Origin of the sequence: Xanthobacter luteus, from assembly GCF_040049235.1 — a bacterium.
Classification (GTDB): Bacteria; Pseudomonadota; Alphaproteobacteria; order Rhizobiales; family Xanthobacteraceae; genus Xanthobacter.
The window spans coordinates 750,757-774,072 of the sequence record NZ_JBDZDO010000001.1 but is presented as its reverse complement, the minus strand read 5'-3'; the positions used below and the strand labels follow the sequence as shown (position 1 = coordinate 774,072).

Sequence of the window (23,316 nt, the reverse complement as noted above, 5' to 3'; positions counted from 1 at the left end):
GGCCCCGGCGGATGTCAGGCCTTGACCAGCGGCAGCTTCGGCACCGGGCTGCCGGAGCGCCCCGGCCCGCTGGTGGCGCTGCCGCCCTTCGGCCCCGGCTTGCCGGGCTTGGCCTTCGCCGCGCGCGCCTTGGCGGCGGCGGAGGTCTTGCGGCGCGCCGGACGCTTGGCGGCGGGCGGCGCGATCTTGTCGGGCTTGGGCGTCACCGGCCCCTCGGGGAACTCGAAGCCGAGCTTGGACTCCTTGCCCTCGCCCTCCACCACGACCCGCACGTGCCCGCCGCTCTTCAGGCGCCCGAACAGCACCTGATCGGCCAGCGGCGTCTTGATGTACTCCTGGATCACGCGGGCCATGGGCCGCGCGCCCATCTGCTCGTCATAGCCGCGCTCCACCAGCCAGTGTCCCGCTTCGTCGGAGAGCTCGATGGTGACGTTGCGGTCGGCGAGCTGCGCCTCCAGCTGGAGCACGAACTTCTCCACCACCTGGGTGATGACCTCGGTCGGCAGGTGGCCGAACGGGATCACCGCGTCGAGCCGGTTGCGGAACTCCGGCGCGAAGGTGCGGTTGATGGCCTCCGAATCGTCGCCCTCGCGCTTCTGCCGCGTGAAGCCGTAAGCGGGCTTGGCAAGATCGGCGGCACCCGCATTGGTGGTCATGATGAGGATCACGTTGCGGAAGTCGATCTGCTTGCCGTTGTGGTCGGTCAGCTTGCCGTGGTCCATCACCTGCAGGAGGATGTTGAACAGGTCCGGATGGGCCTTCTCGATCTCGTCCAGCAGCAGCACGCTGTGCGGGTTCTGGTCGACGCCGTCGGTCAGCAGCCCGCCCTGGTCGAAGCCCACATAGCCGGGCGGCGCGCCGATGAGGCGGCTGACCGTGTGGCGCTCCATGTATTCCGACATGTCGAAGCGCAGCAGGTTCACGCCCAGCACCGAGGCGAGCTGCTTGGCGACCTCCGTCTTGCCGACCCCGGTGGGGCCGGAGAACAGGTAGCAGCCGATGGGCTTTTCCGGCTCGCGCAGGCCGGCGCGGGCGAGCTTGATCGAGGCCGCAAGCGACTCGATGGCCTTGTCCTGCCCGTAGACGACGCGCTTGAGTGTGGTCTCGAGGTTCGCCAGCACCTCGGCATCGTCCTTGGACACGGTCTTGGGGGGGATCCGCGCCATGGTCGCGACGGTGGCCTCGATCTCCTTGAGGCCGATGGTCTTCTTGCGCTTGGTCTCGGGCAGCAGCATCTGCGCCGCGCCGCTCTCGTCGATCACGTCGATCGCCTTGTCGGGCAGCTTGCGGTCGTGGATGTAGCGGGCGGAGAGCTCCACCGCCGCCTTGATGGCGTCGTTGGTGTAGCGCAGCTTGTGGTAGTCCTCGAAATAGGGCTTCAGCCCTTTGAGGATCTCGATCGCGTCGGGCACGGTGGGCTCGGCCACGTCGATCTTCTGGAACCGGCGGACGAGGGCGCGGTCCTTCTCGAAATACTGGCGGTATTCCTTGTAGGTGGTCGAGCCCATGCAGCGCAGCGTGCCGGAGGCCAGCGCCGGCTTCAGCAGGTTCGACGCGTCCATGGCCCCGCCCGAGGTCGCCCCGGCGCCGATGACCGTGTGGATCTCGTCGATGAACATGATCGCGTTCGGATAGGCCTCGATCTCCTTCACCACCTGCTTGAGGCGCTCCTCGAAGTCGCCGCGATAGCGGGTGCCGGCGAGCAGCGCGCCCATGTCGAGGGCGAACACGGTGGCGGTGGCGAGCACGTCCGGCACGTCGCCGTCATTGATGCGCTTGGCGAGGCCCTCGGCGATCGCGGTCTTGCCGACGCCGGGATCGCCCACGAACAGCGGGTTGTTCTTCTGCCGGCGGCAGAGCACCTGGATGGTGCGGTTGATCTCGCTGTCGCGGCCGATGAGGGGGTCGATCTTGCCCTCGTGCGCCTTCTTGTTGAGGTTGATGCAATAGGCGTCGAGCGCGTCGGCCTTCTTCTTGGAATCCTCGCCCGACTTGGTCTCGGTCTCCTCCTCGGCGCCGCGCACGGGGCGGCTCTCGGACATGCCGGCGCGCTTGGCGATGCCGTGGGAGATGTAGTTGACCGCGTCGTAGCGCGTCATGTCCTGCTCCTGCAGGAAATAGGCGGCATGGCTCTCGCGCTCGGCGAAGATCGCCACCAGCACGTTGGCGCCCGTCACCTCCTCGCGGCCGGAGGACTGCACATGGATCACCGCGCGCTGGATCACGCGCTGGAAGCCGGCGGTGGGCTTTGAATCGTCCGAGCCGGACTGGACCAGGTTCTCGAGTTCCGTGTCGACGTACTCGATGAGATTGCGGCGGAGCTTCTCCATGTCGACATTGCAGGCGCGCATCACGGCAGCGGCATCCTGGTCGTCGACGAGGGAAAGCAGCAGATGCTCGAGCGTCGCATACTCGTGGTGGCGCTCGTTGGCGAGCGCCAGGGCACGATGGAGCGACTGTTCGAGGCTGCGGGAGAATGTGGGCATCGACACCTCTTTCGCGCGTGCCGCCGGTCCGGCGAGCTGCGCCGGGGCGCGGAGCACGCGCCGTCCTGATAAACTTCGTACCGGTTGCGGCAGTGCGCAAGCCCTTCGATGCGTCGAGGGCGTTCACCGTTCCGAAATTGTCACAAGGAAGGCTCTGCGGGGCGCGGCCACGCTTCAGGCTGGCGCCGGTGCGGATGCGGGCGCGCCGATGCCGGCGCGCGCGGACCGGACCCTACTTCTTCTCCATCACGCACTGGAGCGGATGCTGGTGCTTGCGCGCGAAGTCCATCACCTGCGTCACCTTGGTCTCGGCGACCTCGTAGGTGAAAACGCCGCACTCGCCCACGCCGTGATGGTGCACGTGGAGCATGATGCGGTTGGCCTCGTCCGTGGTCTTGTTGAAGAAGCGCTGGAGCACGTGGACCACGAACTCCATGGGGGTGTAGTCGTCGTTCAGCAGCAGCACCCGGTAGAGGCTCGGCCGCTTGGTCTGCGGCTTGGTGCGGGTGATGACGGAGGTTCCAGGCCCGTCGCCGTTGCGCCGCGGCGTGTCCGGTCCGGCCATGGCGAAAGCGCCGCGCCGCGGTGCGCAGGACGGCCGCGCGGGCCGCGCCACCAAGGCGGCGCGTGCAGCAGAAAATGCGCTCGCAGCAGAAGCGGAGCTCGCCATAGGAGCGGTGCCTGTCATGTCCGTCGCGCCCTCTGCCAGGGCTCCGCCATCGGGCCGCGGAGTCTCGGCGCTCGCGCCAAATGATAGGAAGCCGCCCGGCGTTTTGCCAGGGTCGCGGCGGGCGGCTGATCGATGCAGCCCCTTTTTGCCCATGAAAAAGGCCCGGCGCAAGACCGGGCCCTCTTCCAGCGCGCCGCAACCCGGCGCGCGCGCGGATACGCAGCGCGGAAACCGACGCGCGGAACTCAGCGCGGGAACTTGCCGAAGGCGCTCTCGAAGGGCTTGTAGGTCTCCTTCGCCAGCTCGGTGTAGAGCTCGCCGATCTTGGTCGCCTGGGCGACGGCGCCCTCATAGGCGGACTTCAGGTAGCTCTGCTGGATCTCGATCGCCTGCTCGACGCTCTTGGCGCCAAGCAGCTTCTCCAGGGCGGCGGTGCCCTGCTCGAAGGAGGTCTTGGTATAGTCGGCCACCTCGACCGCGATCGCCTGGGCGCTCTTGGAGAGCGTGCCGAAGCTCTTCATCGCGGCGTCGATGTTGTCCTTGCTCAGCTTCTGGAATTCTTCCGGGCTCTGCACCATGGGAGTGTCCTCGATCCGCAGCACGGCGCGCGGCGCCGGGCCAGACGTTTCCATGAGTGGATTTATCTCCGCTCGACTGTGATATTATGCAGTGCAGCATGAATGTCAAGCTCTATTGTGCAGTGCACAATATGACTCCCATGCCCTGTTTACGCCTTGGTAACTCCCCGTTCTTAACGTTTCCCCTGTCGCTCCCCCACGCCGCTCCCGCACTGCGGTGGGTCCTTCCAGTCGAGGGGCCTTCGCCAGGGTCGGGGGCGGATTGCGTTTTGTACATTCAGGGGCCGTTCATGCGTATTGCGTCCGCGAACACCGCTCGGGGCGTCAAAGTCCTTGCGGCTGCAGTGCTGGCGATCTTCGCCTTCACCAGTACCGTGGCGGACGCCAAGCCACGCAAGCGCAACCAGGCCGAGCGCACCGTCAAGCGCAAGAGCACCCCTGCGCCGGTGGCGGACGCGGACGGCGCGCGCTGGCGCTACGGCTCCGCCGCCATCATGGTCGATGCCAAGACCGGCCGGGTGCTGTACGAAGATAACGCCGACGCACTGCGGCATCCTGCCTCGGTCACCAAGGTGATGACGCTCTATCTGCTGTTCGAGCAGATGGAGGCGGGCCGGCTGAAGCTCACCAGCGACCTGCCGGTATCCGCCAGGGCCGCGGCCCAGTCGCCGACCAAGCTCGGGGTGAGGCCGGGTTCCACCATCGAGGTGGAGGACGCCATCAAGGCGCTGGTGACGCGCTCGGCCAACGACGTGGCGGTGGTGATCGCCGAAGCGATCGGCGGCAGCGAGGCGGACTTCGCGCAGTTGATGACCGCCAAGGCGCGCGCCCTCGGCATGAGCCGCACCACCTTCCGCAACGCCTCGGGCCTGCCCAATCCGGGCCAGGTGACCACGGCGCGCGACCTGTCCATCCTCGGGCGCGCGATCCAGGACCGCTTCCCGCGCCAGTTTCGCTACTTTGCCACCCGCACCTTCTTTTATCGCGGCCAGGCGATCGGCAATCACAACCGCCTGCTGGGGCGCATCGAGGGGGTCGACGGCATCAAGACCGGCTACACCCGCGCCTCGGGCTTCAATCTCCTGACCTCGCTGAAGGCCGACGACCGCAGCCTCGTCGGCGTCGTCCTGGGCGGCACGTCGGGCGGCGCCCGCGACGAGCGCATGGCGAACCTGATCGAGGCCCATCTGCCGCGCGCCTATGCCGGCGCCCGCACCGCGCCGCGCGTGATCGAGACCGCCGCCGCGACGCCGGAGGAGCGGCCGGTGGGGCTCGGCTTCGCCGCGCCGCTGCCGCCGCCGCAGCCGGCCACGCCCGAGGACGACCGCTATGCGCTCGCCGCGCCGCCCGCGGCGGCGCGATGGGAGCGCGGCGCCGAGCCGGCGCCGAAGCCGGCCCCGGTGGTCTCCGCCGCCAAGCCCGCGCCCGCGCCGCTGCCCGTCGCCGCCCCGCGGCCCAAGGCACCGGCGGCGCCAGCCGCGCTCGCTCTGGCGCTCGCCGCTCCCGCCCCGGCCGCACCCGCCGAGGCCGCCCTGGCGCAGCTCGCCTTGGGCAAGCCCGCGCCGGCTCCGGCCGACAAGGGGTCGGCGGCCCAGGCTCAAGCGGCGCCGGCGGCCCGGCCCGATCCCGCGGTCACCGCCTCGATCGGCCGTGCGGGAGCCGCCGCCGCCGCGCCGTCGCCCGCCCCCGCTGCGGAGCCGGTCCAGACCGCCGCAATCGGCACCGACGAACCCATCAAGCCCACCGGCGTGAAGACCATCGCCGTGAAGCGCGTCTCCGCCGCCACGGCGTCCGCCGCCGGCTTCGTCCCCGTGACCGGCGCGCTCGGCTATGCCGGCCCCACCGCGCTCTCCGCCTTCGCTCCGACCACCGGCGCCTTCACCGCGGACGGCAGGCCCAACACCGGCACCGCCGCGAAGGCCGCCGCCAAGCCGGCGCCCCGGTCCGCGCCCCCGTCCGCCACGGCGCGGTCCGCCCCGCCGTCGGCGCCGGTGCAGTTGGTCTCCACGCTCGACCCCTCGCCCGAGGAACGCGCACGCTACGAGGCGAGCGTGTGGCCGGTGCTGGACGATGTGGCCGCGCCGGCGCGGCCGGCGCGGCGCGCCGAGGAAACCGCGCTGGTGCGCACCGCCTCGCTTACGCCGACGCCCCTGCCGCCCTCGGCCGCGGCCTCCGCGCGTGCCTCGACCCCCGCCAGCGCCCGTTCCGGCTGGATCATCCAGGTCGGCGCCTTCGACGGCGAGAAGGAAGCCCGCGCCAAGCTCGACAGCGCCCGCGCCAAGGCCAAGGCGCAGCTCGCCAAGGCCGACGCCTACACGGAAAAGGTGGCCAAGGGCTCGGCCCAGCTCTACCGCGCCCGCTTCTCCGGGCTCGACGAGAAGGGTGCGCGCGAGGCCTGCCGTTTACTAGTGCGTAACGATTTTGGCTGCATGACTCTCAAGAATTGAAGTCTTGAGGGAGAATCAGCCATGTTTGCGCAGGATCACTTCCTTGGCTTGATTGATCCGGGCCGCAAGATAGCTGGATCCGCCATGATCGGGGTGGAGCTTCTTCATGAGGGAGCGATGGGCCGCGCGGACGCTCTGCGCGTCCGCTCCCGGCTGAAGCCCAAGAATCTGATAGGCCTCCTGCTCCGTCATCGCGTCCCCGCCGAGCGCCGCGCCGCGTCCGCCGACACCCCCCGCACCCTGATCACCCTCAATGTTCTCACGCCAGGCGGGCGCCCGGCGGTCGAGATAAGCTTCGAGTAGGGCGAGCGACTGCGGATCGCACATGCGCCTGAGCTCCAGAAGCTCGGGCAGGGAGAAGGTCTCGAGCGCGCGGCCCGCGTCCGGGCCGTCCACCACGCGCCCTGACAAGGCGCCTGTGGCGTGGTCGAGCTCCATTTCGAGGATCGGCGAGCGCACCCGCGAGGTCTGCTGCGGCTTCGCCCCCGACCGGAACAGGCCCCCGAACATGCCGCCCAGCGCGCCGCCCACCCCGCCGGGATCGAGCCGCCCGAGCAGCGCGATGCCGACCGCGGCCAGCGGCACCACCGCCGCATAGCGCCCGGTCACCAGGGCGCCCACCGCACCCAGCAGCGCGGCATAGGCCAGCGCGCGGAACAGCACCGCCACCAGCACCTTGGGGTCGGCCTTGGTCCAGAGCTTGAGGCCGTAGAGGCCGAGCGCCAGCAGCGCGACGCCGGCGATGAGGGAAATCACCAGATGGCTCCTATCCGCCGAGGGCCGCGATGAGCTTGAGCGCCCCGGCATCGCGGCGCGCGGCGAGGGCGGCGCGCCCGCCCGCCGCATAAGCCGCCACCGCCTCCAGCAACTGGCGCAGCTGCGCCGCGGCGCGCGCGTCGAAGCGGCAATAGGCGCCGCCGGTGACCGCGGCGAGGGCGCGGAAGCAGCGCTCCACGTGCGGCGCGTCGCCCTCCTGGAACACGAACAGGCGCACCCCGCGCAGCGCCAGCTGGCCGGCGAGGGCGTGCAGCCGGTCCTCGTTCTCCTCCATGGCGTCGCCCACGAACACGGCGGCGCGCAGGCCCGAGCGCTCGGCCTCGCTCAGCAGGTGGGACAGCACGCGGTTGATCTGGGTGAGCCCGCCCTCGCAGGAGATGCGGCCCATGAGGCCCGCCAGTGTGGCGGCGTCGCCGACGAACGGCGAGGCGCGGCATTCGCTCTGGCCGCGATAATAGACGATCTGCATGTCGAGCCCGCCGTGCCGGGCGGCGGCGGCGAACATGCCGGACTGGATCTCGCAGGCCAGATTCCAGGTGGGCTGGCGCGAGGCGGTGGCGTCGAGCGCGAAGGCGAGCCGCCCGCGCCCCGCGGGCGTGCCGGGCGCCCGCTTCACCGCCTCGAGAAAGCGCGCCGTGTCGTCCGCGCTGGACAGGCCCCCCGCGGGTGCCGATGTGACATCCTTGCTTTTGTTCTCGCCCATGGATCGCGCCGGTCCTCCAGCTTCACACATAGGGGCAAGGGCGCGCGGACGGAAGGGCGGCGCCGGCCCAGGGGGCTAATGGGCGGCCGCGGCCCGCGGTGCGGGGGATTGGGGCGCGAGGGTTTGGGGCGCCGCCGCCTTCGCCGCCGCCAGGGCCGCCGCGCGGGCGGCACGGCGCTCCGCCACCAGGGGCTCGTAACGCCTGTCGGTGAGGGTCTCGAGGAACGCCACCAGCGCGTCGATGCGCCGGTCGTCGAGGGCGGGGCCGGTCTCCAGCTCCTTCAGCGAGAGCGTGCCGGGCACTTCGGGCGGGCCGAACGGGGCGCCGGTCTCCGGGTTCGTCTTGCGCGCCGGGTTCGTCGTGTTGAAGGTGTTGTAGAACAGAACCGCCGTGCGCAGGTCCTGGAACACGCCGTTGTGCATGTAGGGTCCGGTGACGGCGACGTTGCGCAAAGACGGCACCTTGAAGCGCCCGGCCTGGGCCGCCTTGTCCTTGACCTTGGGATTGCGCGCGAGACCGAGGTCCGGCGCCGCCACCGCCCCGGCGGCGGCGAGCGCCGGGTTTTCCGGCACGCCGATATTGTGGAACTCGTAGTTCGTGAAGGTCTCGCCCGGCGTGCCGCCCTGCGCGTTCCGCTGGTGGCAGAGCGCGCAATTGGTGAACTGCTTCGAGAAGAACAGGACCCGGCCGAGCTCCTCCTGGTCGGTGAGCGTCGCCTCGCCTTTCAGATAGCGGTCGTATTTGGAATCGAAGGGGGCGAAGGCCTCGGTGCGCTCGAAGGCGGCGATGGCGCGGGTCATGGCCGCGAAGGCGCGGCCATCGGAGGTGAAGACGGCCTTGCCGTAGAGCCTCTCGAACGCCGCCACGTAATGGGGATTTTCCTTCAGGCGCGCCACCACCTCGGCTTTCGAGCCCATGGCCATCTCGGCCGGGTTGAGGGGCGGGCCGCCGGCCTGCTCCTCCAGGCTCGTCGCGCGCCCGTCGTGGAACAGGCCGCCGCGATAGCGGCCGGGCCTTGCGGACCTGCCGAAAGCGGGGCTGAAGCGGGCATAGGTGGCGCTCGGCGCGTTGCGGTCGCCGAGCGAGCGGCCGTCGTCGCCCACCGAGACGGCGTGCCCCGCCGGCCCCTCGCGCGGGTCGGTGAAGGCGGCGTCCGGGGCATGGCAGGAGGCGCAGGCCTGGGTACGGTTCTTCGACAGAGTGGTGTCGAAGAACAGCGCTTCGCCGAGCGCCTCGGGGGTTGCCATGCCTTGCGTCGCGATCCCCTGCGTCGCGGTCTCGCCGGCCCCCGCCGAGCCACCCGTCAGCGGGGCGAGCAGGGCGCACAGGACCGCGCCCGCATGCAGGACCTTGCCCGCTGCCGCCCCTCTTCCCCGGCGATGAGGACACGCCATGGCCCGCGCTCCCGGCCCCCGCGAGCGGGAGCCTTGCCTTGCATTGCCCGCAAAGGGTGGGGATCGCGGCGCGGTTCGGCAATCCGGTCGACTACGGACCGCAAAAGATTGGAATGGCTCTAGTTTTTGGCTTCCCCTGCGTCCGCCGCCGGGGCGGGCCAGAACGGCAGGCGGCGCGCGACATTGAGCAAATAGGCATACATGGCGAAATGCGGCGCCAGGACGCCGAGCAGCGCCGAGACCAGGACGCTCGCCAGGAACAGCGGCAGGCGCGGACCGAAGGCGGCGGTCAGGCTGCGCCGCTCCGGCACCACGTCGAAATAGCGCAGCGCCACCACCAGCAGCGCCAGCGCCCCCATATTGGCGGCATAGACCAGGATGGCGGGCGTGAACTGCCCGTAGCGGCTGACGAGGCCCGAGGAGAACGGCACCACGGTGACGAGGAAGAGCATCCACAGGCAGATGCTCACCGCGCCTTGGCCCACCTGCTCCACGCTCGCCCGCGCCTCGATGGTGCCGCGCCAGAAGGCGCCGAGCACCAGGAAGCTGACCAGATAGGTGAAGGTCTCGTGGCCGAGCGATAGCAGGTGCTGGGCCAGCGCGCGCCCGTCCTCGATCGTCAGGCCGTCCGGCATCCGGATGTCGAGCACCAGCAGCGTCATGGCGAAGGCGAAGACGCCGTCGGTCAGGGCGTCGACGCGCGCCTTGGGAAACAGGCTGCGGTGGCCTTGCGGCGCGAGGGCGCGGTGTTCGGACGACTGGTTCATGGGCCCCCCGGGGCGCGGGGATCGCGCGCCCTCCAGCTTAGCGGGAGAGAACGCCTTCACCGATCCGCTTGCAAGCCAGGCGGTGAACCCGCCCCGTCCCGTGCGTCGCCGCCCGCGCCCGCTGCGGCCGAGCCCGCCTTCAGCCGAGCGCGCGCGCGAGCACGCGCAGCGCCGCGCCGTCGGTCTGCGCCACGTTGAAGCGCATGAAGTCGGGGGCCGACTGGCTGACGCTGAAGACGTTGCCCGGCGCCAGCACCACCTCTTCGGCGAGCGCCGCCTGCGCCACCTGTGCCGCATCCCGCCCGGCGGGGAGCCGGCACCAGAGATAGAAGCCGCCGCGCGGCTCGCACCAAAGGCGGACGCCGAGGCCGGCGAGCGCCTCCGCCACCTCCCGGCGCCGCTTCGCCAGGCGCCCGCGCAAGGCGGCGAGATGCTTGCGGTAGCTGCCGTCGCTGAGGGTCCGCAGCACCAGCTCGGCCGCGAGCGGGCTCGGGCCGCCGAAATTGGTGGCCACCTGGAGGTCCCTCAGGCCCTCCATCCAGTCCGGCCGGGCGACGATGTAGCCGCAGCGGATGGAGGCCGACAGGGTCTTCGAGAAGCTGCCGATGCGCACCACCCGCGCGAGCCCGTCGAGCGCGGCGAGGCGGGCCGAGGGCTCGGGCTCGAAATCGGCGAAGATCTCGTCCTCGACGATGGTGAGGTCGTGCGCCGCCGCCAGGGTGAGGAGCTGGTGCGCGGTGCGCGGGGCGAGCGTCGCGCCGGTGGGATTGTGGAGCGCCGAATTGGTCACGTAGAGGCGCGGGCGGTGCGCGGCGAGCGCCGCGGCGAAGCACACCACGTCCGGGCCCGTGGGCGTGAAGGGCACGCCGACGATGTTCACGCGGTGGGCGCGCAGCAGGGCCTGGAAATTGAAGTAGCAGGGATCGTCCACCAGCACCGTGTCGCCGGGCGCCAGCAGGAAGCGGCAGATGAGGTCGATCGCCTGGGTGCCCGAGGGGGCGAGGACGATCTGGTCCGGCCCCGCCTCGAGGCCCTCGGCCGCGAGCTGGCGCGCCAGCAGGTGGCGCAGCGCCGGGCTGCCGCGGGTCTGGCCATAATCGGTGAGCACCGCGGCGTCGGCCCTGGCGAGCGCGCGCAGGGCGCGCCGCAGGGCGGCCTCGGGCATCCAGTCGGGCGGCAGCCAGCCGCAGCCGGGGCGCCGGATATGCGGGCCGGCATCGAGCGACTGGCGCGACACCCAGAACGGATCGATGGCGCGGTCCAGCCGCGGCTCGGCCTCCGCCAGGCCCAGGGGCGCCGCCGGCGGGCCGGCCACGTAGAAGCCCGAGCCGGGCCGCGAGCGGATCAGCCCCTGGGCCGCCAGGCGGTCATAGGCCTCCACCACGGTGGAGGGGGAGACCTGCAGCTCACGGGCGAGGCGGCGGATGGAGGGCAGCTTCTCGCCGGCCGACACGGCGTGGCGCGCCATGCGGCGCCGGATGGCGCCCATGACCTGTTCCGTGCGGGTGGCACCCACCGCGCCGTCGCCGTCGATGAGGGTCAACTGTATGGCTCCTGCTGCCCATACTGTTCGCTTCTACCGTATGGATGTGTGCCTGTCGGCGCAACCCCGCGCGCGCTATCGCCGGGGGGTAGCGGCGGAGCACCTCATGCAGCGCGGAATGGACGGGTGGGGCAGCGGCCTCCTCGGCGTCGTCATCTTCTCCGGCTCGCTGCCGGCGACCCGGGTGGCGGTAGCCGGCTTCACGCCGCTGTTCCTCACCTCGGCGCGGGCGGTGATCGCCGCGCTGCTCGGGGCGGCGCTGCTCCTCGCGCTGCGCCAGAGCCGGCCGGCGGGGCGCGACGTCGGCCCGCTCGCGGTGGTGGCGCTCGGCGTGGTGGTGGGCTTCCCGCTGCTCACCGCGCTGGCGCTCCAGCACATCACCGCAGCGCGCTCGATCCTGTTCGTCGGCCTGCTGCCGCTCGCGACCGCGCTGTTCGGCGTGGTCCGGGGCGGCGAGCGGCCCAAGCCCGCCTTCTGGCTGTTCTCGCTCCTCGGCGCCGCTGCGGTGGCGGGCTTCGCCCTGGCGCATGGCGCCGCCGCTTCGCTCGCCGGCGACCTGCTGATGGCCGCCGCCATCCTGGTGTGCGGCCTCGGCTATGCGGAGGGCGCGCGGCTCTCGCGCCGGCTCGGCGGGTGGCAGGTGATCTCCTGGGCGCTGGTTCTGGCGCTGCCGGCGATGGCGGGGCTCGCACTCGCCACGCTGCCGCAGGGCTTTGCCGGCATCGGCGTGCCGGCGTGGCTCGGCCTCGCTTATGTGTCGGTGTTCAGCATGCTGGCGGGGTTCGTGTTCTGGTATCGGGGCCTGGCGCGCGGCGGCATCGCCGCGGTGGGCCAGCTCCAATTGCTCCAGCCGTTCTTCGGGCTGGCGCTCGCCGCCGTGCTGCTCGGCGAGCAGGTCGCCTGGAGCATGGTGGCGGTGACCGCCCTGGTGGTGCTGTGCGTCGCCGGCGCCAAGCGCTTCGCCTGACGCCGCCTCAATGCGGGGAGGGGCCGCGCGCGACCCCCCTCCGGGCTCAGGCGAGCGCCTGGGCCACAGCGCGCTTGGCCATGGCCTTCACCAATTGGGCGCGATATTCGGCGTTGCCGTGCAGGTCGCTCATCAGGTCGGCCGGGTCGAGCTGAAGGCTCGCAATGGCGGCGGGGGCGAAGTCGGAGCTGAGCACGTCGCCCGCCTCCTCCCACAGGAACACGCCCGACTGGCCGGCCCCGGTCACCGCGACCCGCACCTCGGCGGCGGTCTTGGCCACGAACACGCCGGCCATGGCGTAGCGCGAGGCCGGGTTCGGGAACTTGGCGTAGCCGGCGCGCTCCACCTGCGGGAAGTCGACGCGGACGATGATCTCGCCCTCCTCCAGCGCCGTGGTGAACAGGCCCTGGAAATAATCGCCGGCGGCGATGGAGCGCCGGTCGGTGACCACCGTGGCGTTCAGCGCCAGCACGGCGGCGGGATAGTCGGCGGTGGGATCGTCGTTCGCCAGCGAGCCGCCGATGGTGCCGCGGTTGCGCACGGCAGGGTCGCCGATCATCCCGGCGAGGTCGGCGAGCGCCGGGATCACCTGCCGCACCACGTCGGAGGTGGCGACCGCCACATGCTTCACCAGCGCGCCAATGGCGACGCCCTCCGCCGTCTTCTCGATGGCGGAGAGGCCGGGCAGGCGGCCGAGATCGACCAGCATCGTCGGCTGGGCGAGGCGCTGCTTGAGGGTGGGCAGCAAAGTCTGCCCGCCGGCGAGGATCTTCGCCTCGGGGTCGGCGCCGAGCAGGGACGCCGCCTCCGAGAGGGCGGCGGGACGCTGATAGTCGAAGGCATACATGAGGCGTCCTCCTATTCGGCCGCCTGGCGCACGGCGCGGGTCTTGGCGAGCGCCCACACCTTGGCCGGGGTGGCGGGCATGGGCACGTCCTGCGTGCCCAGGGCATCGGCGAGGGCGTTGATGACCGCGGGCGGGGCGCCGATCGCCCCCGCCTCGCCGCAGCCCTTGATGCCGAGCGGGTTCGAGGGACAGCGCGTCTGCGTCAGGCCGAGCCTGAAGGAGGGCAGGTCATCGGCGCGCGGCATGGTGTAGTCCATGTAGGAGCCGGTCACGAGCTGGCCGTCGGCGTCGTAGGTGACGCCCTCGAGCAGCGCCTGGCCCACCCCCTGGGCGATGCCGCCATGCACCTGGCCCTCGACGATCATCGGATTGATGACGATGCCGAAATCGTCCACCGCCGTGAAGTTGACGATCTGCGTGACCCCGGTCTCCGGGTCCACCTCCACCTCGCAGATGTGGCAGCCGGCGGGGAAAGTGAAGTTGGTGGGATCGTAGAAGGCGCCTTCCTTCAGCCCCGGCTCGATCTCCGAGGTGGGAAATTTGTGCGCCACATAGGCGTTCAGCGCCACCTCGGCGAAGGCAAGGGCGCGGTCGGTGCCGGCCACCGTGAACTTGCCGTCCTTGAACTCGATGTCGCCCTCGGCGGCCTCGAGAATGTGGGCGGCGATCTTCTTGGCCTTCGCCTCCACCTTGTCGAGCGCCTTGACGATGGCGCTCATGCCCACCGCGCCCGAGCGCGAGCCGTAGGTGCCCATGCCGAACTGCACCTTGTCGGTGTCGCCATGCACCACGCTCACCTGGTCGATGGGGATGCCCAGCCGGGCCGAGACCAGTTGCGCGAAGGTGGTCTCATGGCCCTGGCCGTGGCTGTGCGAGCCGGTGAGCACCTCGACGTTGCCGGTCGGGTTCACGCGCACCTCCGCGCTCTCCCACAGGCCGACGCCGGCGCCGAGCGAGCCCACCGCCGCCGACGGGGCGATGCCGCACGCCTCGATATAGTTGGACAGGCCGATGCCGCGCAGCTTGCCGCGCGCCTCCGCCTCCGCGCGGCGGGCGGGAAAGCCCTTGTAGTCCGCCATCTCCAAAGCGAGGTCGAGCGAGGCGGCATAGTCGCCCGCGTCATAGTTCATGATCACGGGCGTCTGGTGCGGGAAGGTGGTGATGAAGTTCCTGCGGCGGAATTCGGCCGGGTCCAGGCCCAGCTCCCGCGCCGCCTTGTCGACGATGCGCTCCACCAGGAAGGTGGCCTCGGGCCGGCCGGCGCCGCGATAGGCGTCCACCGGCGCGGTGGTGGTGTAGATCGCGTCCACCTCGCAATGGATGGCCGGGATGGCGTACTGCCCCGACAGCAGCGTCGCGTAGAGATAGGTGGGCACGCAGGAGGAGAAGGTGGACATGTAGGCGCCGAGATTGGCGCGCGTGTGCACCTTTAAGCCGAGGATCTTGCCCGCGGCGTCGGTGGCGAGCTCGGCATGGGAGACGTGGTCGCGCCCGTGGGCGTCGGAGAGGAAGGCTTCCGAGCGGTCGGCGGTCCACTTCACGGGCCGGCCCACGCGCTTCGACGCCCAGGCGCAGACCGTCTCTTCGGCATAGATGAAGATCTTCGAGCCGAAGCCGCCGCCCACGTCCGGGGCGATGACGCGCAATTTGTGCTCGGGGGCGATGCCGACGAAGGCCGAGAGCACGAGCCGCGCCACGTGCGGGTTCTGGCTGGTGGTCCACAGCGTGAACGCCTCGTCGCCGGGATCGTACTCGCCGATCGCGGCGCGCGGCTCCATGGCGTTGGGGGCGAGGCGGTTGTTGACGATGTCGATCTTGGTCACGTGCGCCGCCTGGGCGAAGGCGGCGTCGGTCGTCGCCCGGTCGCCCAATTCCCATTCGAAGGCGACGTTGCGCGGCGCGCAATCGTGGATCTGCGCGCCGGCATCGGCGGTGCCGAGGTCGGCGACCGCGGGGAGCACCTCGTAGTCCACCGCGATGGCGGCGGCCGCATCCTTGGCGGCGTCGAGCGTGTCGGCGATCACCACCGCCACATGGTCGCCCACATAGCGCACCTTGTCCTTGGCGAGCGCGGGGTGCGAGCCCATGCGCATGGGCGTGCCGTCCTTGGAGGTGATCATCCAGCCGCAGATGAGGTCGCCGATCTTGTCCTGCGCCAGGTCGGCGCCGGTGAGGATCGCGACCACGCCGGGCATGGCCCTGGCCGCGCTCGCGTCGATCGCGCGGATGTGCGCATGGGCATGGGGCGAGCGCAGGAAATAGGCGAAGGCCTGGCCGGGCCGGTTCATGTCGTCGGTGTAGCGGCCCTTGCCGGTGATGAAACGCTGGTCTTCCTTGCGCCGGACCGCGGCGCCGATGGGCGTGACGATGCTCTCGTTCATGGCGATGTCCTTGGCGTGTCCTCCCGGAGGACGGGACGGTCTCGGCGCGCGGTCGGTCGGCGCGCCGCGCGCGCGGCGGATCGGCGTGGGCCTATTCGGCGGCCGCCTTCGCGCCCGCGCCCATGGCCTCGGCACCGGCGGCGATCGCCTTGACGATGTTGTGATAGCCGGTGCAGCGACAGAGATTGCCTTCCAGGTTCTCCCGGATGGTCGCCGCGTCGAGGGCGGGCCCGAGGCGGGCCACCATGTCGAGCGCGCTCATGATCATGCCGGGAGTGCAGAAGCCGCACTGCAGGCCGTGATGCTCGCGGAACGCCTCCTGCATGGGGTGCAGGCCGGCCGGGCCGGCGACGCCCTCGATGGTGGTCACGCTCGTGCCGTCCGCCTGGACCGCGAGCATGGTGCAGGACTTCACCGCCGCGCCGTCCACAAGGACCACGCAGGCGCCGCACTGGCTGGTGTCGCACCCCACATGGGTGCCGGTGAGCAGCAGCTTCTCGCGCAGGAACTGGACCAGCAGCGTGCGCGGATCGAGGGTGGTGGACACGGGCTTGCCGTTCACCGCCATCGAGATGCTGATCTTGGCCATTGCCGTGTCGGGGGTCTCGGGCATCCTCATCCTCCACCGGGTTCCGGTCGAGCGCGCGGGCTTGTTGATCCGCGTCCGCAGGGCCGGTCGGGCCGGACCTTTTCATTGTTCCAGTGTGAGACTGTCCCGCTTGCGCGGTCAAGCGAGGAGATGCCCCGGCCCGGCCCGATGCGATCACGCCCGCTTGCGCGGCCACGGCTGCGCCGCCGCAAGCCTGGCGGCCGCGGCGGAGCGGTTCGGGTCGGGCAGGGCGCAGATGCGGGGCGAGGGGGTCTAGCCCTCGGCGGGCGCCGCGGCCGGATCGGCCGTGGCGGCGAGGTTGCGGAAGAAATCGTCGGCGAGCTTCTTGGCGGTGCCGGCCACCAGGCGCTGGCCGAGCTGGGCGAGCTTGCCGCCGATCTGCGCCTCCGCCTCGTAGTCGAGCCGCGTGCCGCCCTCGATCTCGCTGAGCCGCACCACGGCGCCGCCCTTGGCGAAGCCGGCGACGCCGCCTTCCCCCTCGCCGCCGATGCGGTAGCCCGCCGGCGGATCGATGTCCGAAAGGATGACCTTGCCGCGGAACTTCGCCTTGACGGGGCCGACCTTGGCCACCACCAGCGCCTTCAGCTCGGTGTCGGAGATGCGCTCCAGCTCCTCGCAGCCGGGAATGCAGGCCTTGAGCACCGCCGGATCGTTGAGCGCCGCCCACACCTTTTCGCGCGGCAGGGCGATGTCGTAGCTGCCGGTCATCTCGAGCGCCATGGGGGCCTCCTCCCGCTTGGGGGCACGATCTTCAGCGCCATGCTGCATCCATAAGGGGGACGCGTGAAGGCGCGGCGGCGAATTGTGCACGCCGCCGGAGCGGGTTATGACATGAAAAAGCCAAGCCCAATCCCAGGGCACGATGAAATCGTAGGCGAACCAGAATCAGAGGGGTCAAGCGGCGGATGGAAATCTTCGTCCAGCAGCTCATTAACGGACTCACGCTCGGGTCCATCTACGGCCTGATCGCCATCGGCTACACCATGGTGTTCGGCATCATCGGCATGGTGAATTTCGCCCACGGCGACGTCTTCATGGTCAGCGCCTTCACCGGCCTGATCTGCATCCTGCTGCTGACCACCGTGCTCGGCATGAGCTCGATCTTCCTCATCCTCGCCATCACCCTGGTGGTGGCGATGATCTTCACCGGGCTGGTGAGCTGGACCATCGAGCGCGTCGCCTACCGGCCGCTGCGCGGCTCGTTCCGTCTCGCGCCCATGATCTCCGCCATCGGCATGTCGATCTTCCTGTCGAACTTCGTGCAGGTGGCCCAGGGCCCGCGCAACAAGCCGATCCCGCCCATGGTCACCGACGTGATCGTGCTGATGGAGCGCGACGGCTACCAGGTGACGCTGGCCTACAAGCAGGTGATCATCATGGCGGTGACCGCCGGCCTGCTCGTGGTGTTCTGGTGGCTGGTGCAGAAGACCTCGCTCGGCCGCGCCCAGCGCGCCTGCGAGCAGGACCGCAAGATGGCGGCGCTGCTGGGCGTGAACGTCGACCGCACGATCTCGCTCACCTTCGTGATCGGCGCCGCGCTCGCCGCCGTCGCCGGGGTGATGTACCTCATGTATTATGGCGTCGTGAACTTCGCGGACGGCTTCGTGCCGGGCGTGAAGGCCTTCACCGCGGCGGTGCTGGGCGGCATCGGCTCGCTGCCGGGCGCGGTGCTGGGCGGGCTGCTGATCGGCCTCATCGAGACCTTCTGGTCGGCTTATTTCTCTATCGAATACAAGGATGTGGCGGCGTTCTCCATCCTCGTCGTGGTGCTCATCTTCATGCCCCAGGGCCTGCTCGGCCGGCCGGAAGTGGAGAAGGTGTGATGGCGTCTGCGGGCCCGGTGGACGTTCAAGATCCCGGTCTCCTGAATTCCTCCGGCTCCGCAGCCGGGCCGCCCGTCGGGCGGCCGGCGCGGCGCGAGGCGCCGCGCCTCAAGCGCGCGGCGGGGGACGCGCTGGCGAGCGGCCTGCTCACCTTCTTCGTCCTGCTGCCGCTGGTGGGTTTCCACGCCACGGAATCCGGCACCGGCTCGCTCATGCTGGACTACCGCTTCGGCCTCGTGGGGGTGTTCGCCCTGGTGGTCACGGCGGGGCGCCTGGTGCTCAACCTCACCGTCTGGCGCGAGCGGGGCGCGTCCCGGCGCGTGGCGCGGGTGCCCCCCGCGAGCGTGGCCGAGGCCGAGGCGGTCGCCAGCCCCTGGCCGCGGCTCGGCGCCGCGCTCTCGTCATTGGTGAAGCCAGCCTTCTTCGGCATCGCCATCGCCTATCCGCTGATCGCGGTGACGCTGGTGGGCGGGCTCGGGCCGAGCCGCTACTGGATCGACCTCGGCATCTACATCCTCACTTATGTGATGCTGGGCTGGGGCCTCAACATCGTGGTGGGCCTCGCCGGCCTGCTCGACCTCGGCTATGTCGCCTTCTACGCGGTCGGCGCCTACACCTTCGCGCTGCTGTCCACCTCGGTGCCGATCAACGACTTCCTCGCCGGCCATCTGGGCGACGACTTCTGGAAGGCGTGGTCGTTCTGGGTGTGCCTGCCGCTCTCCGGCCTGCTCGCCGCCTTCTGGGGGGTGATCCTCGGCTTCCCGGTGCTGCGCCTTCGCGGCGACTACCTCGCCATCGTCACGCTGGCGTTCGGCGAGATCATCCGCCTGGTGCTCATCAACTGGGTGTCGCTGACCAATGGCGGGGCGGGCATCGCCTCGATCCCGCCCATCACCTTCTTCGGCATGCCGTTCACGTCGGGGGAGGGCGGCTTCGCCGAGACCTTCGGCCTCACCTACGATTCCATGCACCGGATGATCTTTCTTTACTTCGTCATCCTCGGGCTCGCCGCGCTCACCGCCCTCGTCACCGTGCGGCTGCGCAAGATGCCGGTGGGGCGCGCCTGGGAGGCGCTGCGCGAGGACGAGATCGCCTGCCGCTCGCTCGGCATCAACACCACGCTGACCAAGCTCACCGCCTTCGCCATCGGCGCCATGTTCGGCGGCTTCGCCGGCGCGTTCTTCGCGGTCCGGGTGCGCTTCGTCTCGCCCGAGAGCTTCACCTTCATGGAATCGGCGGTGATCCTCGCCATCGTCGTGCTCGGCGGCATGGGCTCGCAGATGGGGGTGGCGGCAGCCGCGATCCTGCTCATCGGCGGCATGGAGATGCTGCGTAACCTTTCGTTCCTGAAGAGCGCGTGGCTGTTCGGCCCCGATTTCGACCCCACCCTCTACCGCATGCTGATCTTCGGCTTCGCCATGGTGGCGGTGATGGTGTGGCGCCCGCGCGGGCTGGTGGCCAACCGCATGCCTACGGTCTTCCTGAAGGAGCGCAAATCGGTCTCCGGCAGCCTCGTGAAGGAGGGCCACGGCTGATGTGCGCCGCGCCCGCCGCTCCTTCCGCGCGCTCCTGGGACGCCGATCCCATCCTGGTGGTCGACCACCTGTCCATGCGCTTTGGCGGGCTGATCGCCGTCAACGACGTGTCGTTCCGCGCCGGCCGCGGCGACGTCACCGCGGTCATCGGCCCCAACGGCGCCGGCAAGACCACGGTGTTCAACTGCATCACCGGCTTCTACAAGCCCTCCGCCGGCCGCCTCGCCATGAACCACGGCGGCCCGGTGAGCGCGACCGAACTCACCGCGGTGACCGCCGCCGGCGAGGCCTGGGCGCGCACCGCCAAGGGCGCGGTCTATCTCTTGGAGCGCCTGCCGGACCACAAGGTGGCCTCGTGGGCGCGGGTGGCGCGCACGTTCCAGAACATCCGCCTGTTCTCCGGCATGACGGTGCTGGAGAACCTGCTGGTGGCGCAGCACATGTCGCTGTCCGACGCCGGCCTGCTGAGCCCCGCCGCGCTCATCGGCCTGCCCTCCTGGCGGCGCAAGCAGAAGGTGGCGGTGGAGCGCGCCGTCTATTGGCTCGAGAAGACCCATTTGGTGCATCGCGCCGACGACCCGGCGGGAGACCTCGCTTATGGCGACCAGCGCCGGCTCGAGATCGCCCGCGCCATGTGCACCGAGCCGGTGCTGCTGTGCCTCGACGAGCCCGCCGCCGGCCTCAACCCGCGCGAGTCGGCGGCGCTCAACGCGCTGCTGCTGTCGATCCGTGCCGAGCACGCGACCTCGGTGCTGCTGATCGAGCACGACATGAGCGTGGTGATGGAGATTTCCGACCACGTGGTGGTGCTGGAATATGGCGGCAAGATCGCCGACGGCACCCCCGACGAGGTGCGCCACGACCCGCGGGTCATCGCCTCCTATCTCGGCGTCGACGACGAGGAGGAGGCGGTGGCCGAGGCGAAGGCCACCAAGGCGCTCAGCGCGGAGGCCAATCCATGAGCGCCCCCTCCGTCCCGCAGGACCTCGCCGCCCCGCGCGCCGGGGCCGCTGCCGCGCGCCCGGCGCTGCTGAAGGTGGAGGGCGTCACCGCCTTCTACGGCAACATCATCGCCCTCAAGGGCGTCGACGTGGAGGTGAGCGAGGGCGAGATCGTCGCCCTGATCGGCGCCAACGGCGCCGGCAAGTCCACGCTGATGATGACGATCTGCGGCGCGCCGCGGGCGCGGGACGGTCGGGTCCTGTTCGACGGGCAGGACATCACCCGCCTGCCCACCCACGAGATCATGCGCCTCAAGATCGCCCAGTCGCCGGAGGGGCGGCGCATCTTCCCGCGCATGAGCGTGTACGAGAACCTCCAGATGGGCGCGTCGCTGGACGGCGGCGCGCATTTCGAGGAGGACCTCGCCGCCATGTTCGAGCTGTTCCCGCGCCTCAAGGAGCGCATCGGCCAGCGCGGCGGCACGCTGTCGGGCGGCGAGCAGCAGATGCTCTCCATCGCCCGCGCGCTCATGGGCCGCCCGCGCCTCCTGCTGCTGGACGAGCCCTCGCTCGGCCTCGCGCCGCTGGTGGCGCGGCAGATCTTCGACGTGATCCGCGCGCTCAATGCCGAGCGCGGGCTCACCGTGTTCCTGGTGGAGCAGAACGCCTTCCACGCTTTGAAGCTCGCCCACCGCGCCTATGTGATGGTGAACGGGCTCGTCACCATGTCCGGCACCGGCGCCGAGCTGCTCGCGCGGCCCGAGGTGCGCGCGGCCTATCTGGAGGGGGGGCGCTGATGGCGGTCGTGCGCAATCCGGGTCGCCCCTCCGCGCCCATGCTGGTGGCGCCGATTGCGGCGCTGCTGGCGCTGGCGGGCGCGCTGGTGGTGTGGCCGAGCCTGCTGATGGAGACCTCGGCGGCCGACTTCATCCTCGTCAGCCTGATCCTCGGCGGCTCCGCCGCATGGCGCACCGGACAGGCGGTGGCGCGCGGCTGGGGCTCGTTCTGGCACCTCGTCGCCTATGTGGTGCTGCTCGCCTTCGCGGTGCGCTTCTGTCACTTCGCGCTGTTCGACGACACCATGTTCTCGCTCCAGCATTTCGCCCTGGAATTCGTGCTGCTGATGGCGGTGGCGGCGCTGGGCTTCCGCTTCGTGCGCCGGCGCCAGATGACCACGCAATACGGCTGGATGTTCGAGCCCGACGGCCGGTTTTCCTGGCGCGCCCGCGGCGCGGCGCGCGATGTGGTCCCGACCGACGAGCTTGGAGCGCGAGCGGACCAGAGGGAGCCGCGCCGCGACCCCTCTGGTCGGTGAAACGCCCGCCTGTTGATCGAACAAAGACGCCTGCACTGCCCATGGTGAACCGCTCGGGCGATGCGCCATGGGCCGACCCGGTTCTGGTGCCCGAACCATCGACAGAGTCGCGATTTTGCGCACAATGCGCGCAACGGCACGCGCCGGCCTCGCGGCGCCCGGCACGGCAGGGGGTTCGGCGCGTTCCCGCATTGCGCGTGCTACTGTTTCCAGGGACCGGACCTTGCGCGCCGGAACCCGCAGAAGGGGAGAGGTTGTGATGAAGAAGCTCTTGTTGGCGTCGCTGGCCCTTGGCGCCGGCCTTGCCTTTGGCGCCCAGGCCCAGGCGCAGGTCAAGATCGCGGTGGCCGCCCCCATCACCGGCGAGCTCGCCGCGGTGGGCGCCCAGCTGAAGAACGGCACCGAAGCGGCGATCGCCGACATCAATGCGGCGGGCGGCATCCTCGGCCAGAAGGTGGAATTCCTGGTGGGCGACGACGGCGGCAAGCCCGAGCAGGGCAAGGCGGCCGCCAACAAGCTCATCACCGACGGCGCCAAGTTCGTGGTCGGGCACTACAATTCCGGTGTCTCCATCCCCGCCTCGCAGGATTATGAGGAGGGCGGCGTCCTCCAGATCAGCCCGGCCTCCACCAACCCGACTTTCACCGACCGCAAGATGTGGAACACGTTCCGCACCTGCGGCCGTGACGACCAGCAGGGCGCGGTGGCCGCCGCGTACATCCTGAAGAACTACAAGGGCAAGAAGGTCGCCATCGTCCATGACAAGACGCCCTACGGCAAGGGCCTCGCGGACGAGACCCAGAAGGGCATCAACAAGGGCGGCATGAAGGAAGTGATGTACGAGGGCGTCAACCCGAAGGAGAAGGACTATTCGGCCCTGGTCTCGAAGATCAAGGCGACCGGCGCCGACATGGTCTATTTTGGCGGCCTGTATCCCGAGGCCGGCCTGATCGTGCGGCAGATGCGCGACCAGGGCATGAAGACCGTCCTGATGGGCGGCGACGGCATGATCGACAAGGAGTTCTGGGCCATTGCCGGCGACGGCGCCACCGGCACGCTCACCACCTTCGGGACCGACCCGCGCAAGAACCCGGCGGCGGCCAAGATCGTGGACGCGTTCAAGGCCAAGGGCATCGATCCGGAAGGCTATGTGCTCTATTCCTATGCCGCGGTGCAGATCATCAAGCAGGCGGCCGAGGCGGCCAAATCCCTCGACCCGAAGAAGGTGGCCGAGAAGATCCATTCCGGCATGACGTTCGAGACCGTGCTCGGCCCGCTCTCCTTCGACAAGAAGGGCGACATCACCAAGCTCGACTACGTGGTCTATGTCTGGAAGAACGGCACCTACGAACAGCTCTGATCCAAGGCGCATCGAAGGCGCGCGGCGCAAGCGCCGCGCGCCTTCGGCGCTCGACCCTTTGCGTCCAGGCCCCGGGGCCTGCCCAGCCGCCGCCCCGGCCCCTTTCCCCCGAATGCATCGATCCGCGCCCGGGCGAGGCACGCCGCTTGCTTGGCGTTGAAGCCGCCTGCC

At 70.3% G+C, this 23,316-nt stretch carries 20 protein-coding genes; 8 read left to right on the top strand and 12 right to left on the bottom strand.

The window, feature by feature from the left end:
• Nucleotides 1-14: 14 nt before the first annotated feature.
• From clpA to ABLE88_RS03760, 3 genes are all read right to left on the bottom strand, one after another.
• Nucleotides 15-2,486 (bottom strand): ATP-dependent Clp protease ATP-binding subunit ClpA, encoded by a 2,472-nt coding sequence (gene clpA, locus ABLE88_RS03770; protein WP_348830123.1) that lies wholly within the window; start codon nt 2,484-2,486, stop codon nt 15-17.
• 232 nt (nt 2,487-2,718) lie between these two features.
• Nucleotides 2,719-3,051 (bottom strand): ATP-dependent Clp protease adapter ClpS, encoded by a 333-nt coding sequence (gene clpS, locus ABLE88_RS03765; protein ID WP_348830122.1) that lies wholly within the window; start codon nt 3,049-3,051, stop codon nt 2,719-2,721.
• Nucleotides 3,052-3,401: 350 nt separating this feature from the next.
• On the bottom strand, nt 3,402-3,734 hold the full coding sequence (locus ABLE88_RS03760; RefSeq protein ID WP_348831076.1) for a phasin family protein: 333 nt from the start codon (nt 3,732-3,734) through the stop codon (nt 3,402-3,404).
• Between the two features lie 290 nt (nt 3,735-4,024).
• Between ABLE88_RS03760 and ABLE88_RS03755 the strand changes: the two genes are divergently transcribed.
• Nucleotides 4,025-6,181, top strand: a complete 2,157-nt coding sequence (locus ABLE88_RS03755) for a D-alanyl-D-alanine carboxypeptidase family protein (protein WP_348830121.1) — start codon at nt 4,025-4,027, stop codon at nt 6,179-6,181.
• A gap of 15 nt (nt 6,182-6,196) precedes the next feature.
• Here the strand turns inward: ABLE88_RS03755 and ABLE88_RS03750 are convergent, their stop codons facing one another.
• The 5 genes from ABLE88_RS03750 to ABLE88_RS03730 all read right to left on the bottom strand — a co-directional run bounded on the left by ABLE88_RS03750 (nt 6,197) and on the right by ABLE88_RS03730 (nt 11,312).
• Nucleotides 6,197-6,937, bottom strand: a complete 741-nt coding sequence (locus tag ABLE88_RS03750; RefSeq protein WP_348830120.1) for a DnaJ domain-containing protein — start codon at nt 6,935-6,937, stop codon at nt 6,197-6,199.
• Nucleotides 6,938-6,947: 10 nt separating this feature from the next.
• On the bottom strand, nt 6,948-7,661 hold the full coding sequence (locus ABLE88_RS03745) for a vWA domain-containing protein (RefSeq protein ID WP_348830119.1): 714 nt from the start codon (nt 7,659-7,661) through the stop codon (nt 6,948-6,950).
• Nucleotides 7,662-7,736: 75 nt separating this feature from the next.
• A complete protein-coding gene (locus ABLE88_RS03740) occupies nt 7,737-9,056 on the bottom strand; it encodes a cytochrome-c peroxidase (protein ID WP_348830118.1) in 1,320 nt (439 codons plus the stop codon).
• A 119-nt stretch (nt 9,057-9,175) separates the two neighbouring features.
• Nucleotides 9,176-9,823: a TMEM175 family protein gene (locus ABLE88_RS03735; RefSeq protein ID WP_348830117.1), complete on the bottom strand. Its 648-nt coding sequence runs from the start codon at nt 9,821-9,823 to the stop codon at nt 9,176-9,178.
• A gap of 139 nt (nt 9,824-9,962) precedes the next feature.
• Nucleotides 9,963-11,312: an aminotransferase-like domain-containing protein gene (locus ABLE88_RS03730; protein ID WP_348831075.1), complete on the bottom strand. Its 1,350-nt coding sequence runs from the start codon at nt 11,310-11,312 to the stop codon at nt 9,963-9,965.
• 160 nt (nt 11,313-11,472) lie between these two features.
• Between ABLE88_RS03730 and ABLE88_RS03725 the strand changes: the two genes are divergently transcribed.
• Nucleotides 11,473-12,333 (top strand): DMT family transporter, encoded by an 861-nt coding sequence (locus ABLE88_RS03725; RefSeq protein WP_348830116.1) that lies wholly within the window; start codon nt 11,473-11,475, stop codon nt 12,331-12,333.
• 46 nt (nt 12,334-12,379) lie between these two features.
• Here ABLE88_RS03725 and ABLE88_RS03720 read toward each other — a convergent pair whose 3' ends face one another.
• The 4 genes from ABLE88_RS03720 to ABLE88_RS03705 all read right to left on the bottom strand — a co-directional run bounded on the left by ABLE88_RS03720 (nt 12,380) and on the right by ABLE88_RS03705 (nt 16,891).
• Nucleotides 12,380-13,180, bottom strand: coding sequence for an FAD binding domain-containing protein (locus ABLE88_RS03720; protein WP_348830115.1), 801 nt, complete (start codon nt 13,178-13,180; stop codon nt 12,380-12,382).
• 11 nt (nt 13,181-13,191) lie between these two features.
• A complete protein-coding gene (locus tag ABLE88_RS03715) occupies nt 13,192-15,561 on the bottom strand; it encodes a xanthine dehydrogenase family protein molybdopterin-binding subunit (RefSeq protein WP_348830114.1) in 2,370 nt (789 codons plus the stop codon).
• 91 nt (nt 15,562-15,652) lie between these two features.
• Nucleotides 15,653-16,150 carry a (2Fe-2S)-binding protein gene (locus ABLE88_RS03710; protein ID WP_348831074.1) on the bottom strand — a complete coding sequence of 166 codons (498 nt, stop codon included), beginning with the start codon at nt 16,148-16,150 and terminating at the stop codon, nt 15,653-15,655.
• A 273-nt stretch (nt 16,151-16,423) separates the two neighbouring features.
• Complete coding sequence (locus ABLE88_RS03705) at nt 16,424-16,891, bottom strand: SRPBCC family protein (RefSeq protein ID WP_348830113.1); 468 nt, start codon at nt 16,889-16,891, stop codon at nt 16,424-16,426.
• Between the two features lie 185 nt (nt 16,892-17,076).
• Between ABLE88_RS03705 and ABLE88_RS03700 the strand changes: the two genes are divergently transcribed.
• The 6 genes from ABLE88_RS03700 (at nt 17,077) to ABLE88_RS03675 (ending at nt 23,145) form a co-directional block, all read left to right on the top strand.
• Nucleotides 17,077-17,994 (top strand): branched-chain amino acid ABC transporter permease, encoded by a 918-nt coding sequence (locus tag ABLE88_RS03700; protein WP_348830112.1) that lies wholly within the window; start codon nt 17,077-17,079, stop codon nt 17,992-17,994.
• Nucleotides 17,994-19,529, top strand: coding sequence for a high-affinity branched-chain amino acid ABC transporter permease LivM (gene livM, locus ABLE88_RS03695; RefSeq protein WP_348830111.1), 1,536 nt, complete (start codon nt 17,994-17,996; stop codon nt 19,527-19,529). Before ABLE88_RS03700 ends, livM begins: the two co-directional genes overlap by 1 nt.
• Nucleotides 19,529-20,491 (top strand): ABC transporter ATP-binding protein, encoded by a 963-nt coding sequence (locus tag ABLE88_RS03690; RefSeq protein ID WP_348830110.1) that lies wholly within the window; start codon nt 19,529-19,531, stop codon nt 20,489-20,491. The genes livM and ABLE88_RS03690 overlap by 1 nt, the downstream gene beginning before the upstream one ends.
• Nucleotides 20,488-21,267, top strand: coding sequence for an ABC transporter ATP-binding protein (locus tag ABLE88_RS03685; RefSeq protein ID WP_348830109.1), 780 nt, complete (start codon nt 20,488-20,490; stop codon nt 21,265-21,267). Before ABLE88_RS03690 ends, ABLE88_RS03685 begins: the two co-directional genes overlap by 4 nt.
• Nucleotides 21,267-21,785 (top strand): DUF6867 family protein, encoded by a 519-nt coding sequence (locus ABLE88_RS03680; protein ID WP_348830108.1) that lies wholly within the window; start codon nt 21,267-21,269, stop codon nt 21,783-21,785. Before ABLE88_RS03685 ends, ABLE88_RS03680 begins: the two co-directional genes overlap by 1 nt.
• A 259-nt stretch (nt 21,786-22,044) precedes the next feature.
• A complete protein-coding gene (locus ABLE88_RS03675) occupies nt 22,045-23,145 on the top strand; it encodes a branched-chain amino acid ABC transporter substrate-binding protein (protein WP_348830107.1) in 1,101 nt (366 codons plus the stop codon).
• The last annotated feature ends 171 nt before the right edge of the window (nt 23,146-23,316 follow it).

Excerpts from the sequence above, each read along its gene's own strand:
- clpA (WP_348830123.1), bottom strand. The coding sequence starts at position 2,486 with ATGCCCACATTCTCCCGCAGCCTCGAACAGTCGCTCCATCGTGCCCTG.
- clpS (WP_348830122.1), bottom strand. The coding sequence starts at position 3,051 with ATGGCCGGACCGGACACGCCGCGGCGCAACGGCGACGGGCCTGGAACC.
- ABLE88_RS03760 (WP_348831076.1), bottom strand. The coding sequence starts at position 3,734 with ATGGTGCAGAGCCCGGAAGAATTCCAGAAGCTGAGCAAGGACAACATC.
- ABLE88_RS03755 (WP_348830121.1), top strand. The coding sequence starts at position 4,025 with ATGCGTATTGCGTCCGCGAACACCGCTCGGGGCGTCAAAGTCCTTGCG.
- ABLE88_RS03745 (WP_348830119.1), bottom strand. The coding sequence starts at position 7,661 with ATGGGCGAGAACAAAAGCAAGGATGTCACATCGGCACCCGCGGGGGGC.
- ABLE88_RS03740 (WP_348830118.1), bottom strand. The coding sequence starts at position 9,056 with ATGGCGTGTCCTCATCGCCGGGGAAGAGGGGCGGCAGCGGGCAAGGTC.
- ABLE88_RS03735 (WP_348830117.1), bottom strand. The coding sequence starts at position 9,823 with ATGAACCAGTCGTCCGAACACCGCGCCCTCGCGCCGCAAGGCCACCGC.
- ABLE88_RS03730 (WP_348831075.1), bottom strand. The coding sequence starts at position 11,312 with ATGGGCGCCATCCGGCGCCGCATGGCGCGCCACGCCGTGTCGGCCGGC.
- ABLE88_RS03725 (WP_348830116.1), top strand. The coding sequence starts at position 11,473 with ATGCAGCGCGGAATGGACGGGTGGGGCAGCGGCCTCCTCGGCGTCGTC.
- ABLE88_RS03720 (WP_348830115.1), bottom strand. The coding sequence starts at position 13,180 with ATGTATGCCTTCGACTATCAGCGTCCCGCCGCCCTCTCGGAGGCGGCG.
- ABLE88_RS03715 (WP_348830114.1), bottom strand. The coding sequence starts at position 15,561 with ATGAACGAGAGCATCGTCACGCCCATCGGCGCCGCGGTCCGGCGCAAG.
- ABLE88_RS03710 (WP_348831074.1), bottom strand. The coding sequence starts at position 16,150 with ATGGCCAAGATCAGCATCTCGATGGCGGTGAACGGCAAGCCCGTGTCC.
- ABLE88_RS03705 (WP_348830113.1), bottom strand. The coding sequence starts at position 16,891 with ATGGCGCTCGAGATGACCGGCAGCTACGACATCGCCCTGCCGCGCGAA.
- ABLE88_RS03700 (WP_348830112.1), top strand. The coding sequence starts at position 17,077 with ATGGAAATCTTCGTCCAGCAGCTCATTAACGGACTCACGCTCGGGTCC.
- livM (WP_348830111.1), top strand. The coding sequence starts at position 17,994 with ATGGCGTCTGCGGGCCCGGTGGACGTTCAAGATCCCGGTCTCCTGAAT.
- ABLE88_RS03690 (WP_348830110.1), top strand. The coding sequence starts at position 19,529 with ATGTGCGCCGCGCCCGCCGCTCCTTCCGCGCGCTCCTGGGACGCCGAT.
- ABLE88_RS03685 (WP_348830109.1), top strand. The coding sequence starts at position 20,488 with ATGAGCGCCCCCTCCGTCCCGCAGGACCTCGCCGCCCCGCGCGCCGGG.
- ABLE88_RS03680 (WP_348830108.1), top strand. The coding sequence starts at position 21,267 with ATGGCGGTCGTGCGCAATCCGGGTCGCCCCTCCGCGCCCATGCTGGTG.
- ABLE88_RS03675 (WP_348830107.1), top strand. The coding sequence starts at position 22,045 with ATGAAGAAGCTCTTGTTGGCGTCGCTGGCCCTTGGCGCCGGCCTTGCC.